This window comes from Streptomyces noursei (assembly GCF_016917755.1).
GTDB classification, from domain to species: Bacteria; Actinomycetota; Actinomycetes; order Streptomycetales; family Streptomycetaceae; genus Streptomyces; species Streptomyces yunnanensis.
Genome location: NZ_CP070326.1, coordinates 4,517,672 through 4,531,703, shown reverse-complemented (window position 1 = coordinate 4,531,703; position 14,032 = coordinate 4,517,672). Strand labels below are relative to the sequence as shown.

Genomic DNA, 14,032 nt, shown 5'->3' with positions numbered 1-14,032 from the left:
GCCGTCAGGAGCGCCCTAGGAGCGCCCTAGGGCCGGCCCGGTCCGGTCGGCCCGTGGTCGTTCGGCGGCGGTTGCGGTCCGCCCGGCCAGGTCGGCCGGTCGTCCTGGCCGTGCTCCGGACCCGGCCGCGGCTGGTCCCGGCCCCACTCCACGGGCGGCGTCGGCGTGTGCGGCCCGGTCGGGCCGGGGGCGCCGGGCGCGGGTCCGTACGGTTCCGGGTGCCACTCCTGGGTGGGCGGGGGGCCCGGGTCCCAGGGGGCGGGCGGCGGCCGGTGCGGGGTGTACGAGGACGGGTGCCCGTCGTCGTACGCGTCGCGGTACTCGTCGTATTCGTCCTCGTGCGCGGGTACCCGGCGGGTGCGCCCGCGCATCACCAGGGCGCCCAGGATCAGCAGGGCGCCGCCGCCCAGGGCGTTGGCGACGCCGACGCCCAGCCCGTGCGTGCCGGCGGTGAGTTCGCCCGAGTGCTGGCCCTGGCGGACCATCCACAGGACGGTGAAGCCCAGGACCACCAGCCCGGCGAGGGTGACGAGCAGACGGGAGCGCAGCACCACGCCGACCAGCGTCAGCAGCCCGGCGAAGACCATCGGCAGCACCAGGGAGCCGAAGAGCGTGGCGCCGTTGTCCGTGAGGCCGTTGAAGAGGTCCTCGATCCGGACGTCGCTGCCGTGACGGCCGTCGTACCAGGGACGGAAGGGGCTCCAGACGGCGGCCGTCGCTCCGACGAGGGCGATCAGGGAGCCGAGAACGTTGCGCACCACCGGCGTCGCCTCGCTTCGACTCGTCCTGTCGGCCTCGTGACCGACGCTACGCCTGCCCGTCTGCCCCCGCTAGACATGCTCGGCCGGATGCGGCCCGACTCCGCCGAGGGCCCCGCACGGACCGTCCCCGGCCCTTGCTAGGGTGCCGTGCACGCGTCAACCCTCGGGGTGGCGCGTCTCGGACGCAGCAACGGGGGATGGTCGAAGAACATGGAGCAGCGCACGCGCACGGGCAGGCCCGCCGGAGGCACCGGGGACCGCGTCCGGAAGGGGATCAGGGCGGGCATCGCGACCGGGCTGGCGGCGGTCTCGCTCGCCGCGCTCGCCGGCTGCGCGTTCGGCCGGCCCAAGATCAATGTGCCGCCGCCGGACTGGGCGACGGCGTCGCCCTCCTCCAGTTACGACCCGTACCACCCGACGCCGTCGTACACGCCCAGCTATGACACCTACTCGCCGTCCCCGACGCAGGAGACCTACAGCCCCGACGGGCGGTCCGACGTCCGGGGCAGCGGCTGCGACTTCTCCGCCTCGCTGCGCCAGTTCACGTACACGGTCTCCATCACCAACCCGTCGACGACCAGCACGTTCTCCTACGACATGCGCATCGACTGGATGAAGGACAAGCCGGCCGACGGCTCCTCCTACGGGGAGCACCAGCGCAGCGTCGTGGTGGCGCCCGGTGCCACCGAGACCTACACCGCCAAGTACACGCTGAACCAGTCCTCCTGGCAGGCGTTCTGGTACACCTGCCAGATCACCCGGGCCACCAAGTCCAAGATGTGAATCCTCCCCTCCCTTCAGGGAGGGGATTCCTGGCTCAGGCAGCCTTCCGGGACAGCGCCCCGGAAGGTCTTACGCCTTCGACACCAGCCGGGAGGAGACCAGCATGCGACCTTCTGGTGTGCCTTCGCCCGCAGCTTCTTCGCTTCCCGGTAGCCCTTGGAGGCGGGCTGGCCCTTGGCCGGTTTACGGCGGGCCATCTCCGGTCGTAGCGCGACAGCTTCGCCTTGGCCTGCTTGCCGTGCCCAGGGTGCGGCAGATCGTGGGGGTCGGAGGTGGTGGTCGCGACCTCCTTCACGCCCCAGTCCACCCCGATCGCCGCACCCGTTTCCGGCAGCGGCTCGATGGTGGCGGGGACGACGAAACTGGCATACCAGTGGCCCAGGCTGTCTTGAGAGACACGGGCGCTGGACGCCTCGCCGGGCAGGGTCCTGGACCAGACCACAGTGAGGACGATGCCGCCCGCCAGCTGCAGACGCCCGTCCTTCAAACGGAAGCCGCTCCTTGATGTCGTTGAGTGCCTTGGCGCGGGAGCGGACGAAGTCGCGGATGATCTGCTGCTGCGGCACCGAGGACCCCGCCCGTAACCACGGCGTCATGCGCCGCGCTTCGGTCCGCATCCGATCCAGCTGTGCCGGGCCGCAGGTCCGATTCTCTTGCGGATGGACCTGGTTGTGTTGATGGGTGGCCCGGGACTTGGCCACGCACTCGTTCCACACCCACCGACACCGCCCCCACTCCTCCCGCAACGCCGCGCCGGCGGTGGCCGACACCCGCAGCCGGAACGTGTACCGGGCATGCCCCACCGCCCCGGTCCCTGCCCGTGCCGTCATGCCCTCCCCCCCCCGCGATCACCCCCCCACCAGCGAGCACAGGCACACGCGTAGGGGACCCGGGCCCGGCGGTGCCGCGGCCGGTGGGCGGCGGTCACCTGACGGGCGGCGGGGCGGTCCCGGTGCCCCGGGGGCGGGCGGTGAACAGCGCGGCCTGGCGGTCCGGCGGCAGGTTGCCGAGCGCGATCAGCTGCGGGGCGTGCGCCAGCGCCTGCGCCCGGGTCGCCTCCTGGGCGGCCCACAGGGCGCGGACGGTGCCCTGGACGGCCTCGGTGGGCTGCGCGGCCAGGACCGCGGCGCGGCGCAGCGCGGTCTCGGCCGCGGCGCCGGGCGGGGTCAGCTCGGAGACCAGTCCGATGTCGTGGGCGCGCCGGGCGCCGAGCCGCTCCGCGGTGCCCATCAGGGCGAGCCGGGCGCTCTCCCCGTAGGGCATCCGCTGGGCCATGAGGATGGACTCGTAGGCGCTGACCATCCCGTAGGTGGTGTGCGGGTCGAAGAAGGTGGCGTCGTCGGCGGCGATGATGAACTCCGCCTCGCCCAGCAGGTAGAAGGCGCCGCCGCAGGCCATCCCCTCGACCGCGGCGAGCACCGGTTTCCACAGGTCGTTGGCCTTCGGGCCGATCCGGAGCAGCGGGTCGTCGAGGGAGTACGGGGAGGACGGCTGGGGCACGTCGGCGGAGCGGTCGAGGCCGGTGCAGAAGGCGCGTCCGCCGGCGCCGGTGAGCACCGCCGCCCGCACGGTGTCGTCGAAGCGGAACTCCCGCCAGAGGTGGGCGAGTTCGGCGGCGGTGGCCAGGTCGAGGGCGTTGTGGCGGGCGGGGCGGTCCAGGGTGACCAGGGCGACCCCGCCGTCGGTCTCGGTGCGGACCCCGGGGGACGTCACGGCCGCTCCAGGACCCAGCGGGGGACGGTCGGCCCGCCGGGCAGGGCGTGGAAGACCGCCTTCACCGGGGCGCCGATCCGCAGCCGGGCCGGGTCCACGGAGTTCAGGGCGGCGTCGGGGGCGGCGACGAGGTTGCCGACCAGCCGGATCCGCGGGGCCTCGGCGAGCTCCACGATGATCGCGTTGTAGGGGGCCTGGGCGGCGTAGGCGGGCAGCAGCGGCGGGTGCGGCAGGACGTAGGACCAGATCCGGCCGCGGCCGCTCATCCGCTGCCAGTGGGCGGTGAACGACTGGCAGTGCGGGCAGCAGGGGCGCGGCGGGAAGCGCGGTTCGTCGCAGTCGGAGCAGGTCTGCACGCGGAGTTCGCCGCGGGCCGCGTACTCCCAGAACGGCGCCCCGTCGTCGTCGGGGACGGGCAGCAGCAGGTCGGCGCCGGGGTCGGGGGCGGTGTCAGTGGCGGGTGGCAGGCTTGTGTTCATGGCATCACGGACGGTCATGGATTCGGTCCCGGCGGTGGTTCCGCGCGGGGAGCGCTCTGCGCGCATCGCGTATCAACTCCTCAGCAGCAGTGCGGAGGTGGGCACGCCCTCGCCCGCGGTGACGAGGCAGGTGGCGGCGTCCGGGACCTGTGCGGTGCTGGTGCCGCGCAGTTGCCGGACGCCTTCGGTGATGAGGTTGAAGCCGTGCACATACGCCTCGGAGAGGCCGCCGCCACCGGTGTTGAGGGGCAGCCGGCCGCCGATCTCCAGGGCGCCGCCCTCGGTGAAGGCCGCGCCCTCGCCGCGTCCGCAGAAGCCGTAGCCCTCCAGGGAGAGCGGTATCAGCGGGGTGAAGGCGTCGTAGATCTGCGCCACGTCGATGTCCTGCGGGCCCAGGTCGGCGCCCTTCCAGAGGTGGCGGGCGGCGGTCCAGGCCGGGCCGGTGAGCGGGTCGTCGTTCCAGTAGTTGACCATGCCGTGGTGTTGGGCGGGCAGGCCCTGCGCGGCGGCGTGGACGTAGACGGGGCGCCGGCGGCAGTCGCGGGCGCGCTCGGCGGAGACCACGACGCAGGCCAGTGCGCCGTCGGTCTCCAGGCAGTTGTCGAAGAGGCAGAGCGGCTCGCTGATCCAGCGGGCGGTCATGTACATCTCGCGGGTCAGCGGGCGGTCGTACATCATCGCGGCCGGGTTCTGGTTGGCGCGGTTGCGGCAGGCGAGGGCGACGTTGAAGAAGTGGTCGCGGGTGGCGCCGTACTCATGCATGTAGCGCCGGGCCAGCATGCCGATCTCGTCGGCGGGGCGGAGCAGGCCGAAGGGCCGGGTCCACTGTGCCGGGGTGGGCAGTTGGACGCGGGTGTTGGTCCACGGCCGTGGTCCGGAGCCGCGCTTGCGGGACCGCCAGGCGACGCCGACGCTCGCCTGCCCGGTGGCGATCGCGGCGGCCAGGTGTGCCACCGTCGCGCAGGAACCGCCGCCGCCGTAGCCGGCCTTGGAGAAGTGCGTGACGTCGCCGGCGCCGATGGACTTGGCGATCTCGACCTCGTCGGTCTCCTCCATCGTGTACGAGGCGAAGGCGTCCACCTCGGAGGGGGCGATGCCGGCGTCGTCCAGGGCCGCGACGATCGCCCGGCAGGCCAAGCGCTTCTCGGATTCCGGAAGGCGTTTGGCAAAAGGGGTCTGTCCGATGCCGACGATCGCCGTAGCGTCCTTGAGGGTCGCCCCCATCGCCACCTCCGTGGTCGGTCGTCACTGCTGACAGCGGAGGAGGGTACCGCTAATCTGACGGACAGTCAGCTAGTGCGGTGCGGGGTATTTGCCAGGAGCGGGAGGCAGTGCGATGGGCGAACAGCTCGATGCGCGGGCGGACTTGGCGTACGGCTCGCTGGGTCATCTGGTGCGTGCGGCCGCCACGCGGTACGGCCCCCGGGAGGCCGTCGTCGAGGGCCGCACCCGGGTGTCCTACGCCGAGCTGGGCGCACGGGTGGAGCGGGCCGCCGCGGCCTGCATCGCCGCCGGGGTCGCCCCCGGCGACCGGGTCGCGGTCTGGGCGCCCAACACCCTCGACTGGATCGTCTCCGCCCTCGGCGCGGTGACCTCCGGCGCGATCCTCGTCCCGGTCAACACCCGCTTCAAGGGCGCCGAGGCGGCCGGCGTCCTGCGCCGCACCCGCGCCAAGATCCTCTTCGTCACCGGCACCTTCCTCGGCACGTCCTACGTCGCCTCGCTGCGCCGTGCCGCCGAGCAGGGCGACGGCCGCGGCCCGCTGCCCGGACTGCCGCACCTGGAACGGGTCGTGGTGCTCGCCGACGACGCCCCCGCCGACTTCACCACCTGGCGCGCCTTCCTGGCCGGCGGCGCGGCGGTGCCGCCCGCCACGGTCCGCGCCCGGGCCGACGCCCTCGGCCCCGACGACCCCTCGGACATCATCTTCACCTCCGGCACCACCGGCCACCCCAAGGGCGCCGTGATCACCCACGGCCAGACCCTGCGCGCCTACGCCGTCTGGAGCGCCCTGGCCGGCCTGGAGGAGGGCGACCGCTACCTCATCGTCAACCCCTTCTTCCACACCTTCGGCTACAAGGCCGGCATCGTCGCCTGCCTGCTGCGCGGCGCCACGATGGTCCCGCAGCCGGTCTTCAGCGTGGAGACCGCGCTCGCCAATATCGCCGCCGAGGCGATCTCCGTCCTCCCCGGCCCGCCCACCCTCCACCAGCAGCTCCTGGACCACCCCGACCGCGCCGCGCACGACCTCTCGGCGCTGCGCCTGGTCGTCACCGGCGCCGCCGTCGTCCCGCTGGAGCTGGTGGAGCGGCTGCGCGGCGAGCTGAAGGTGGCCACCGTCCTGACGGCCTACGGCCTGTCGGAGAGCACCGGCGTGGTCACCATGTGCCGCCGCGGCGACCCGCCCGAGGTGATCGCGGCGACGTCCGGCCGCGCCATACCGGACACCGAGGTCCGGGTCGTGGACCCCGCCGGCCGCCCGCAGCCGCCCGGCGCGCCCGGCGAGGTCCTGGTACGCGGCTACCACGTGATGTCCGGCTACTTCGAGGACCCGGCCGCCACCGCCCGCGCGATCACCCCCGACGGCTGGCTGCGCACCGGCGACGTCGGCGTCCTCGACCGGGCCGGCAACCTCCGCATCACCGACCGCATCAAGGACATGTACATCGTCGGCGGCTTCAACGCCTATCCCGCCGAGATAGAGCAACTCCTCGTCCGCCACCCGGACATCACCGAGGTCGCGGTCATCGGCATCCCCGACCGCCGCCTCGGCGAGGTCGGCAAGGCGTACGCGGTCCGCCGCCCCGGCTCCCGGGTCACCGCCGACGACCTGATCGCCTGGTCCCGCCGCGAGATGGCGAACTACAAGGTGCCCCGGGAGGTGGAGTTCGTCGCCGGACTGCCGCGCAACGCCAGCGGCAAGGTGGTCAAGGGACGGCTGCGGCACGGCGGTCCGCGCGCCGAGCGGGACGGGGCGCGCTGACGGCGCAACGGGATCGCCACCGGCGCGGCACCGTGCGCAGCGCCTCACCGTGCGACGTGGCCGCCGGTGACCCCGGTCCGCTCCGCCAGCGCCCGCATCCGGTCCGCGAACCCGCCGTCCGCCGACCCGAACCACACCCCGAGGTCCGCCGCGCCCGCCGCCTCCCAGTCCGCGACCTCGGCGGCCACGTCCGCCACCGTGCGGTCCGGGCCGTCCCAGCCGATCCGGCTGCCGGCCGTCACCCGGGTCCCCCGCTCCGCGGCCCGCCGGGCCAACTCCGCCGCCCGCCGCGCGAACTGCCCGGGGGTGAGCCCCACCCCCTGCCAGTGGCCGCCGAACTCCGCGGCGCGCCGCAGCGCCGCGTCCGAGTTCCCGCCGATCAGGAACGGCACCGGCTCCTGCGGCACCGGTTCGAACACCGCCCGGCCGTCGAAGGCCACCTGCCCGTCCCCGTAGGGCCCGCCCGCCCCCGTGTGCAGGTGCCGTACCAGCCGCAGCGTCCGGTCCGTCCGCGCACCCCGGTCGCCGAAGCCGACGCCGGCCGCGGCGAACTCGTACGGCTGCCAGCCCACGCCGACGCCCAGCACGAACCGGCCGCCGCTCAGCCGCGCCAGCGTCGCCGACTGCCGGGCCAGCAGCAGCGGTTCGCGCAGCGGCGCGATCAGCACCGACGTCCCCAGCGTGATCCGCTCGGTCGCGGCCGCCAGGTAGGCGAGCGTGGTCAACGCCTCGTACACCCCGCCGTAGCCCTCCGGCGGACGCCCGTACGGGCCCGGCGGCAGCAGGTGGTCCGGCAGCCAGACCCCCGCGTACCCCAGCTCCTCGGCCTCCCGGGCCAGCCGCACCAGCTGCTGGGCGGGCATCGTGCCGGCTTCGGACGGCAGGACGACGTGCAGCCGCATCCGGTCCGGCCGCCCGGCGGCCGTGCCGGGGACGGCGGGGTGCGCGGTGGGGTGCTGCGTGGTGACGGCGTCGCTCATGGGGGCCTCCGCTCCCGAAACGGGTGACTCGCTCGGACACCCCCGTTCCTAAGCCCTGACACGGGTGTGAGGGTCAAGGGCCGGGACGCCGGGCGCCGTTCACCGGGCGCTGCTCACCGCGCGTCCGTAGCGCTCCCGCAGCGCCGTCTTCAGCACCTTGTTCAGCGGCCCGCCGCGTGGCAGCACCTCGACGATCTCCAGCTGCTCCGGCAGCTTCTGCGTCATCAGCCCGGCGGCCCGCAGATGCGTGGTGAGGTCGGCCAGGGTGAGCCGGGGCGCCTCCGCATCGTCCGCCGCCCCGGCGAGCGTGACCACCGCGCAGACCCGCTCCCCCCGCTCCCGGTCCGGCAGCCCGATCACCGCCGCCTCCGCCACCGCCGGATGGGTGTGCACCAGCTCCTCGATCTCCTGGGCGGAGATGTTCTCGCCCTTCCTGATGATGATGTCCTTCAGCCGCCCGGTCAGTACCAGATGCCCGTCGGCGCGCAGGTGCCCCAGATCGCCGGTCCGGAACCAGCCGTCCGCGGTGAACGCCTGGGCCGTCAGGGCGGGATCGGTGTACCGCCGGAACACCATCGGCCCCGAGACCGTCACCTCGCCGGTCCCACCGGTCGCCGCCGCGCTCCCGTCCGCCCGGACGATCCGCACCCGCGCGCCCGCCACCGGCCTGCCGACCGTGTGCGCCAGCTGTTCGTCCGTGTCGTACGGCGTCCCCATCGCGATCATCGGACACTCGGTCATGCCGTAGCCGTGCACGATCGCGCAGCCCAACTCGCGCCCGGCCGCCCGGTACAGCTCGGGCGGCAGCGGCGCGCCACCGCCGGACAGCAGACGCAGCGAGGGGATCAGCCGGCCGGCGTCCGGCGCGGCCGCCCGGCGGCGCCGCGACGCGTCATGGAACGCCTGGTAGAAGGCGGTGCTGCCGCCCGCCATGGTCACCCCGTGGCGGCGGTAGACCTCGGCCGCCCGGTCCGCGTCGAACGCCTCCAGCACGACCGCCGGAAACCCGCTGACCAGCATGGCGATGACGTAGTCCGGCCCGGCGATGTGCGCGTACGGGAAGGCGATCGAGCCGATGTCGCCGGCCGACATGCCGAGCGCGGTGGCCAGCCCCACCCCGCCCGCGATCAGCGAGGCGTCGGTGTGCTCGACGCCCTTGGGCACGGAGGTCGTCCCGGACGTGTAGTAGACCCAGCGCGTGCCGTCGTCGTCCCCTTCCGGGGCCGTCGGCAACCCGCCCGGTTCCCCGTCCGGCAACCCCTCCGCCAACGGGACCACCCGTACGTCGGCGCGTTCCCCGACCGCGTCGCGCACCATCGCCGTGAAGTCGAACCCCCGCCACACCCCGGGCACGAGGACGAACTCCGCCGCCGACTCCGCCAGCACGAACCCGACCTCCCGGGCCCGGTGCAGCGGGATCACCGGGGTCTGCACGGCCCCGAGCCGGGCCAGCGCCAGCGACGCGATCACCGTGTCGATGCGCGTCGGCAGCTGCCACATCACCCGCGTCCCGGCCCCGATCCCCAACTCCCGGAACCCGGCCGCCGCGCGCAGCGCCGCGTCCCGCACCTCGCCGAAGGTCACGGCCCGCCCGCCGTCCCCGTCGAAGAACATCGGCGCACCCCCGGAGGCCCGCGCCCGGTACTCGACCAGGTCCCACAACGTGCGTATACGAGCGTCTTCGAACACGGCGCGCCTCCTGGGGTGGATGGGCGGGTGCGGCGTGACTGTAGCAGCAGAACTGACGGCTCGTCAGGTAATGGTGTGTGCCGGCTGCGTGCGCACGCTCGTCAGGGGCCGCGCCGAGCGTTTCGGAATGAAAACGTCCGGCCGGAAAAGGCGGACGGGGCCAGGCGTCCACCCGGCCCCGTCCGCGATGCCGCGAGCGAAGGATCGTGCTGCGCGTTTCCCGGTCAGGGAATGTGGTTGTCCAGCGGCGCCAGGAGGGCCTGGTCGCCCTGCGGTGCCAGCGGTGCGCGGCTGTCCTGCGGCGCCACGGGCGTGTGACGGTCCAGGGCGCTCACGGAATTCGACGGGCTGGGTATGTGGTTGTCGGCCAGGGCAGGCGCCACGGCGCCGCCCAGCGCGGCCAGTGCAATGGCTGCGACGGCGAGGGACTTCCTCGTGCGGGTCATTCCAACTCCTCAGAAAAAGGGGGTCGTTGCTGTTCCCAGAAACAAACTAGCGCTAAGTGCGGGCAGATGTTCGAGCCTTGTCGTGGAAAGCTGCCGAATATCACAGGTTTTACTTCCCGGGCGAAAACGCCGCAGGGGCCGGTTTTCCGTGGCTTCCCCTCCCAGCCACGGGAAAACGACCCCTGCGATCCCCCGGATTCCCCCGAATTCCCCCGATTTCCTTCGGAGATCCCCCCGGCTCTCCGGTTGTGCTCCCCCGTGCCCCGTTCGTCCGCGGACTACTTGATTCCGCCGACGGGCTGGTGGCTGTCCATGGTGGTGACGTCCTTGTCCTTGTCCTTGGACGGCGACGTCACGGCACTGCCGGCGGGCGCCTCGGCGGTCCCCGCTTCGGTGCCCGCGATGGGCTGGTGACTGTCCATCGGCTTGATGGTGTCGCGGTCCCGGGGCTTCGGGACCTGCGGCGTGACGCCAGGGCCGATGATGGGCTGGTGGCTGTCACGCGGCGCGATGATGGGCTGGTGACTGTCGCGCGGGGCGATGACGTCCCGTTCCCCCGAATTCTGAACTGTGTTCTCGGTGCTCATTGCGATCAACTCCTGATGGGCGCTTGAAGGCTGTCCGGCCGCCCGGCGACTCCCCCGTTGGCCGCCGGACGGACGTGACATGGCCGCTCACGATAACTGTGCGGCCTGGGCACCGAGCCGCTTGCCCCCCGAGGCGGCGGTTCGGTACGGATAAGAGTGGTCCGAGCCGATGAACGATCGATAAACGTCCGCGGCGAGCGGCGAAACGGCTGCTAGACGGCCGTCGCCGGAGCAAGGAGGCCCCGGACCACGTCCCCTTCTGTGGAGCCGAGACGATCGAAGATCGCCAGGGCCTCCTGCCAACATACGTGCGCCCGACCGCTGTGCCCGATCTCGTTGAGCGCGCGGCCGAGCGTGGTCAACGCGCTCGCCCGCCAGGACTCCCCGCTGATGCCCCGCAGCGCGGTCAGCGCCTGCTCGGCGTGGTTGGCGGCGGCGGTGGGGCGACTGGCCGCGAGGTCCACCTCGGCCAGCCTGAAGTTGGTCATGCCCTCCCAGAAACGCTGCCGGCTGTCCTGGAAGATGCCGAGAGCGGCTGCCAGTTGCTCCGAGGCCTCGGACAGCCGACCGGCCTGGGTGTAGGCCAGGGCGAGCGCGTACATGCCATTGGCGAGACGGCGTTTGGCGCCGAGGTCGCGGTAGATCGCGATGCCGTCCTCCGCCAGGCTGATGGCGCTCTCCACCCTTCCGGTGTCCAGGTGTACGCGGGAGAGGTTGCACAGTGCGCTGGCCTCGGACTGCCGGTTCCCGTCGTCGCGGAAGGCCGCCAGGGCCTGCAACAGATATGCCTCGGCGTCCTCGTGGCGGCGCTGCGCGTTGGCGATGATGCCGCGGTCGTTGGGAGCGTAGGAGGAAGAGAACGGGTCACCGGAGGCGAGTCCGAGCAGCATCGCCGACTTGGCGTTGTCGTCGGCGTCCCCCAGCCGTCCCGACAGGGTCCGGACGTACGCGAGCGCCGTGTGGATGCGGGCCTCTGCGTGCGCGTCGCCGACCTCGCGCGCAGCGGCCAGGAGGGTGGTGTTCGCCTGCTCGTACTGGAGGGCGTCGGCGCCCGATTCGGCCAAATCCTTGGTGAGCAACAGCAGGTCGGCGGAGCGCCGCAGCATGGCCGGCGACGTGGACTGTCGCGCGCAGGCGAGCAGGCACCCCGCCTCGCTGAACAGCCACTCCAGTGCCGAGGCCCGGTCCTGGAATTCCAGCCCCGGGTAGTTGGTGCGTTCCATGTGCGCGATCAACCGGTCCCCGGGACGCTCCAGCGCATACATCCGCGAGGCCGTCACCAAGTAGAAGTCCAGCAGCCGCGAGAGTGCCGCGTCCCGCTCGGACGGCGGGTGTTCGTCGCGTTCGGCGCAGGCGCGGGCGTAGAGGCGGACCAGGTCGTGGTAGCGGTAGCGGCCCGGTGCCGCGGACTCCAACAGGGAGGTGTCGACGAGCGATTCGAGGAGTTCCTCGGTGGCCTCCAGGTCCAGGTTGAGCATCGCGGCCGCCGCGGTCAGCGAGATGTCCGGGCCGTCGGCCAGGCCCAGCAGCCGGAAGGCGCGGGCCTGCGCGGGCTCCAGCTGCTTGTAGCCCAGTTCGAAGGTGGCCTTCACGGCCAGGTCGCCGGCGCGGAGTTCGTCCAGCCGGCGGCGCTCGTCGGCGAGCTTGCTGGCGAGGGTGGAGACCGTCCAGGTGCGGCGGGCGGCCAGCCGGGACGCCGCGATGCGGATGGCCAGCGGCAGGAACCCGCAGGCGCCGACGACCGCCATGGCGGCCTGCCGCTCGGAGGTGACGCGCTCCTCGCCGACGATGCGGGTGAAGAGGGTCAGGGCCTCCTCGGGGCTCATCACATCGAGGTCGACCAGGTGGGCGGAGGCCAGGTCGATCATCCGCGACCGGCTGGTGATCAAGGCCGCGCACCCCGCCGTACCGGGCAGCAGGGGCCGGACCTGGGCGGCGTCCCGGGCGTTGTCCAGCAGTGCCAGGACGCGCCGTCCGGCGAGTGCGGAGCGGTACAGCGCCGCCCGCTCCTCCAACCCGTCCGGGATGGCGGAGTCCGCGGTGCCCAGGGCGCGCAGGAAGGCGCCGAGCACCGCTTCCGGCTCGGCCGGGTTGTGTCCCGCGCCCTGGAGGTCGACGTAGAGCTGGCCGTCCGGGAAGTGCTCCCGGGCGGTGTGTGCGACGTGCACCGCCAGGGTGGTCTTGCCGACCCCGCCGATGCCGGCCACCGCGGAGACCGCCATCACGCTGCCCTCGGCCGTGGCCAGCTGGTCGCTGAGCTCGGTGACGAAGGCCGCCCGACCCGTGAAGTCGGCGACCGTGGCGGGAAGCTGACGGGGCCGGACGAAGGCGGCTTCCGGCGAGCCGGGGTCGGCGGTGGCCGGGGCGTCCAGTTCGGCGTCGGCCCGCAGGATGCGCTGGTGGAGTTCGGAGAGCGAGGCGCAGGGGTCCACGCCCAGCTCGTCGGCGAGCAGCCGGCGGGTGTCCGCGTACACGGCGAGCGCCTCGGCCTGTCGGCCGCTGCGGTAGAGGGCCAGCATCAGCAGCTCCCGCAGCCGCTCGCGCAGCGGGTGCGCGGCGGTCAGCGCGGTGAGCTCGGAGACCGCCTCCGCGTGGCAGCCGGTCTCCAGGTCGAGGTCGAGGTGGGCCTCGGTCAACGACAGTTGCCACTCCTGGAGGCGGGCCCGCTGGTTCTCGGCGTACGGGCCGGGGACCCCGGCCAGCGGCTCGCCGTCCCACAGGTGCAGGGCGGCGTCGAGGAGTTCGCGGGCCCGGCCGCGGTCGCCGACGGCCTTGGCCTTCTCGGCCTCGGCGGCGAACTGCTCCGCGGTGTCGTGGTCGAGGTCCAGCGGGTGGCCGTCCACGGGCCGGAGGGCGTACCCGCCGGACTCGCTGACCAGGGCCTCCGCGTCGGCGCCGAGCGCCTTGCGGAGCCGGGAGGCGTATGTCCGCAGTGCGGCCAACGCGGCGTGCGGCGGTTCGTCGCCCCACAGGGCGTCGACGAGCTCGGGCGCGGTGGCGGTCCGGCCGCCGCGCAGCAGCAGCGCCGCGAGCAGGGCGCGCTGCTGCGGGGAACCCGCCGCCAGCGGCGTCTCGCCGCGCCAGGCCCGCACGGGACCGAGCACGGTGAAGCGGAGCCGCTCCCGCACCTGTCCCGGACCGTCGTCCATGGTGTCCCCCTGCCGTGTCCCGTCCGTCCGCGCTGTCATGGTCGTCCGTGCGTTTGCGCTGTGCGCAACGGTCAGTCTGCCTTGTCGCGGCCCTCTACGTCAGTAGGGGTCCGGAGCGTGCACAAAGCCTCCCCGTGCGGTGTGGCGGAGGTGGTGCCGCGCCCCGCAGGCTCCGTGGAGGGGAGCCCTCCGTTCCTTCCCGTCGACCGTGTCCGGGTGGCCGGCCGGCATGTTCGCCCTGCTCCACGCGGTGTTCCGGCCCGCTCGCCACCCGTTCCCGTGCTCTGCCGGTCCGTTCGTCCGCCGCCCTTCTTGTGCACCGGCCACACACCGTGGCCCCTCTACCCGGGTCTTCGGGCAACATCCCCGACTGGCTGGTTTGTTTCTGCCGGCGGACCGGTACCGGCCGTCCGACCCGCCCGCCCACATGCACCGGGGGCCGGCGGCTCTCCTCCCTCCCTT

General features: G+C 73.3%; 11 protein-coding genes and 1 pseudogene. 2 read left to right on the top strand and 10 right to left on the bottom strand.

The annotated features are described in order from the left end of the window. Positions 1-26: 26 nt before the first annotated feature. The gene (locus JNO44_RS19855) at positions 27-761 is read right to left on the bottom strand and encodes a hypothetical protein (protein ID WP_240167593.1); all 735 of its coding nucleotides are present in this window, start codon (positions 759-761) and stop codon (positions 27-29) included. 210 nt (positions 762-971) lie between these two features. Here JNO44_RS19855 and JNO44_RS19850 point away from each other — a divergent pair, with 210 nt between their 5' ends. Continuing rightward, positions 972-1,544 (top strand): hypothetical protein, encoded by a 573-nt coding sequence (locus tag JNO44_RS19850; RefSeq protein ID WP_073442813.1) that lies wholly within the window; start codon positions 972-974, stop codon positions 1,542-1,544. A gap of 104 nt (positions 1,545-1,648) precedes the next feature. Here JNO44_RS19850 and JNO44_RS43525 read toward each other — a convergent pair. The 4 genes and pseudogenes from JNO44_RS43525 to JNO44_RS19835 form a co-directional block, all read right to left on the bottom strand. After that, positions 1,649-2,374: pseudogene (locus JNO44_RS43525) on the bottom strand (RNA-guided endonuclease InsQ/TnpB family protein); the annotation flags it as partial. 94 nt (positions 2,375-2,468) lie between these two features. Continuing rightward, positions 2,469-3,257 (bottom strand): enoyl-CoA hydratase/isomerase family protein, encoded by a 789-nt coding sequence (locus tag JNO44_RS19845; RefSeq protein ID WP_205365518.1) that lies wholly within the window; start codon positions 3,255-3,257, stop codon positions 2,469-2,471. After that, positions 3,254-3,736 carry a Zn-ribbon domain-containing OB-fold protein gene (locus tag JNO44_RS19840; protein WP_205365517.1) on the bottom strand — a complete coding sequence of 161 codons (483 nt, stop codon included), beginning with the start codon at positions 3,734-3,736 and terminating at the stop codon, positions 3,254-3,256. Before JNO44_RS19840 ends, JNO44_RS19845 begins: the two co-directional genes overlap by 4 nt. A gap of 72 nt (positions 3,737-3,808) precedes the next feature. Then, positions 3,809-4,960, bottom strand: a complete 1,152-nt coding sequence (locus JNO44_RS19835) for a lipid-transfer protein (protein WP_205365516.1) — start codon at positions 4,958-4,960, stop codon at positions 3,809-3,811. A 112-nt stretch (positions 4,961-5,072) separates the two neighbouring features. Between JNO44_RS19835 and JNO44_RS19830 the strand changes: the two genes are divergently transcribed. Next, positions 5,073-6,719, top strand: a complete 1,647-nt coding sequence (locus tag JNO44_RS19830) for a FadD3 family acyl-CoA ligase (RefSeq protein WP_205365515.1) — start codon at positions 5,073-5,075, stop codon at positions 6,717-6,719. A 44-nt stretch (positions 6,720-6,763) separates the two neighbouring features. On the opposite strand, the gene JNO44_RS19825 is transcribed toward JNO44_RS19830, so the two are convergent. From JNO44_RS19825 to afsR, 5 genes are all read right to left on the bottom strand, one after another. Continuing rightward, positions 6,764-7,699 carry a TIGR03619 family F420-dependent LLM class oxidoreductase gene (locus JNO44_RS19825; RefSeq protein WP_205365514.1) on the bottom strand — a complete coding sequence of 312 codons (936 nt, stop codon included), beginning with the start codon at positions 7,697-7,699 and terminating at the stop codon, positions 6,764-6,766. Positions 7,700-7,798: 99 nt separating this feature from the next. Next, on the bottom strand, positions 7,799-9,388 hold the full coding sequence (locus tag JNO44_RS19820) for a class I adenylate-forming enzyme family protein (RefSeq protein ID WP_205365513.1): 1,590 nt from the start codon (positions 9,386-9,388) through the stop codon (positions 7,799-7,801). Between the two features lie 224 nt (positions 9,389-9,612). After that, positions 9,613-9,834, bottom strand: a complete 222-nt coding sequence (locus tag JNO44_RS19815; RefSeq protein WP_205365512.1) for a hypothetical protein — start codon at positions 9,832-9,834, stop codon at positions 9,613-9,615. Positions 9,835-10,112: 278 nt separating this feature from the next. Continuing rightward, the gene (locus tag JNO44_RS19810) at positions 10,113-10,421 is read right to left on the bottom strand and encodes a hypothetical protein (RefSeq protein ID WP_205365511.1); all 309 of its coding nucleotides are present in this window, start codon (positions 10,419-10,421) and stop codon (positions 10,113-10,115) included. Between the two features lie 212 nt (positions 10,422-10,633). Next, a complete protein-coding gene (gene afsR / locus JNO44_RS19805; RefSeq protein ID WP_205365510.1) occupies positions 10,634-13,570 on the bottom strand; it encodes an SARP-family global regulator AfsR in 2,937 nt (978 codons plus the stop codon). Positions 13,571-14,032: the final 462 nt, after the last annotated feature.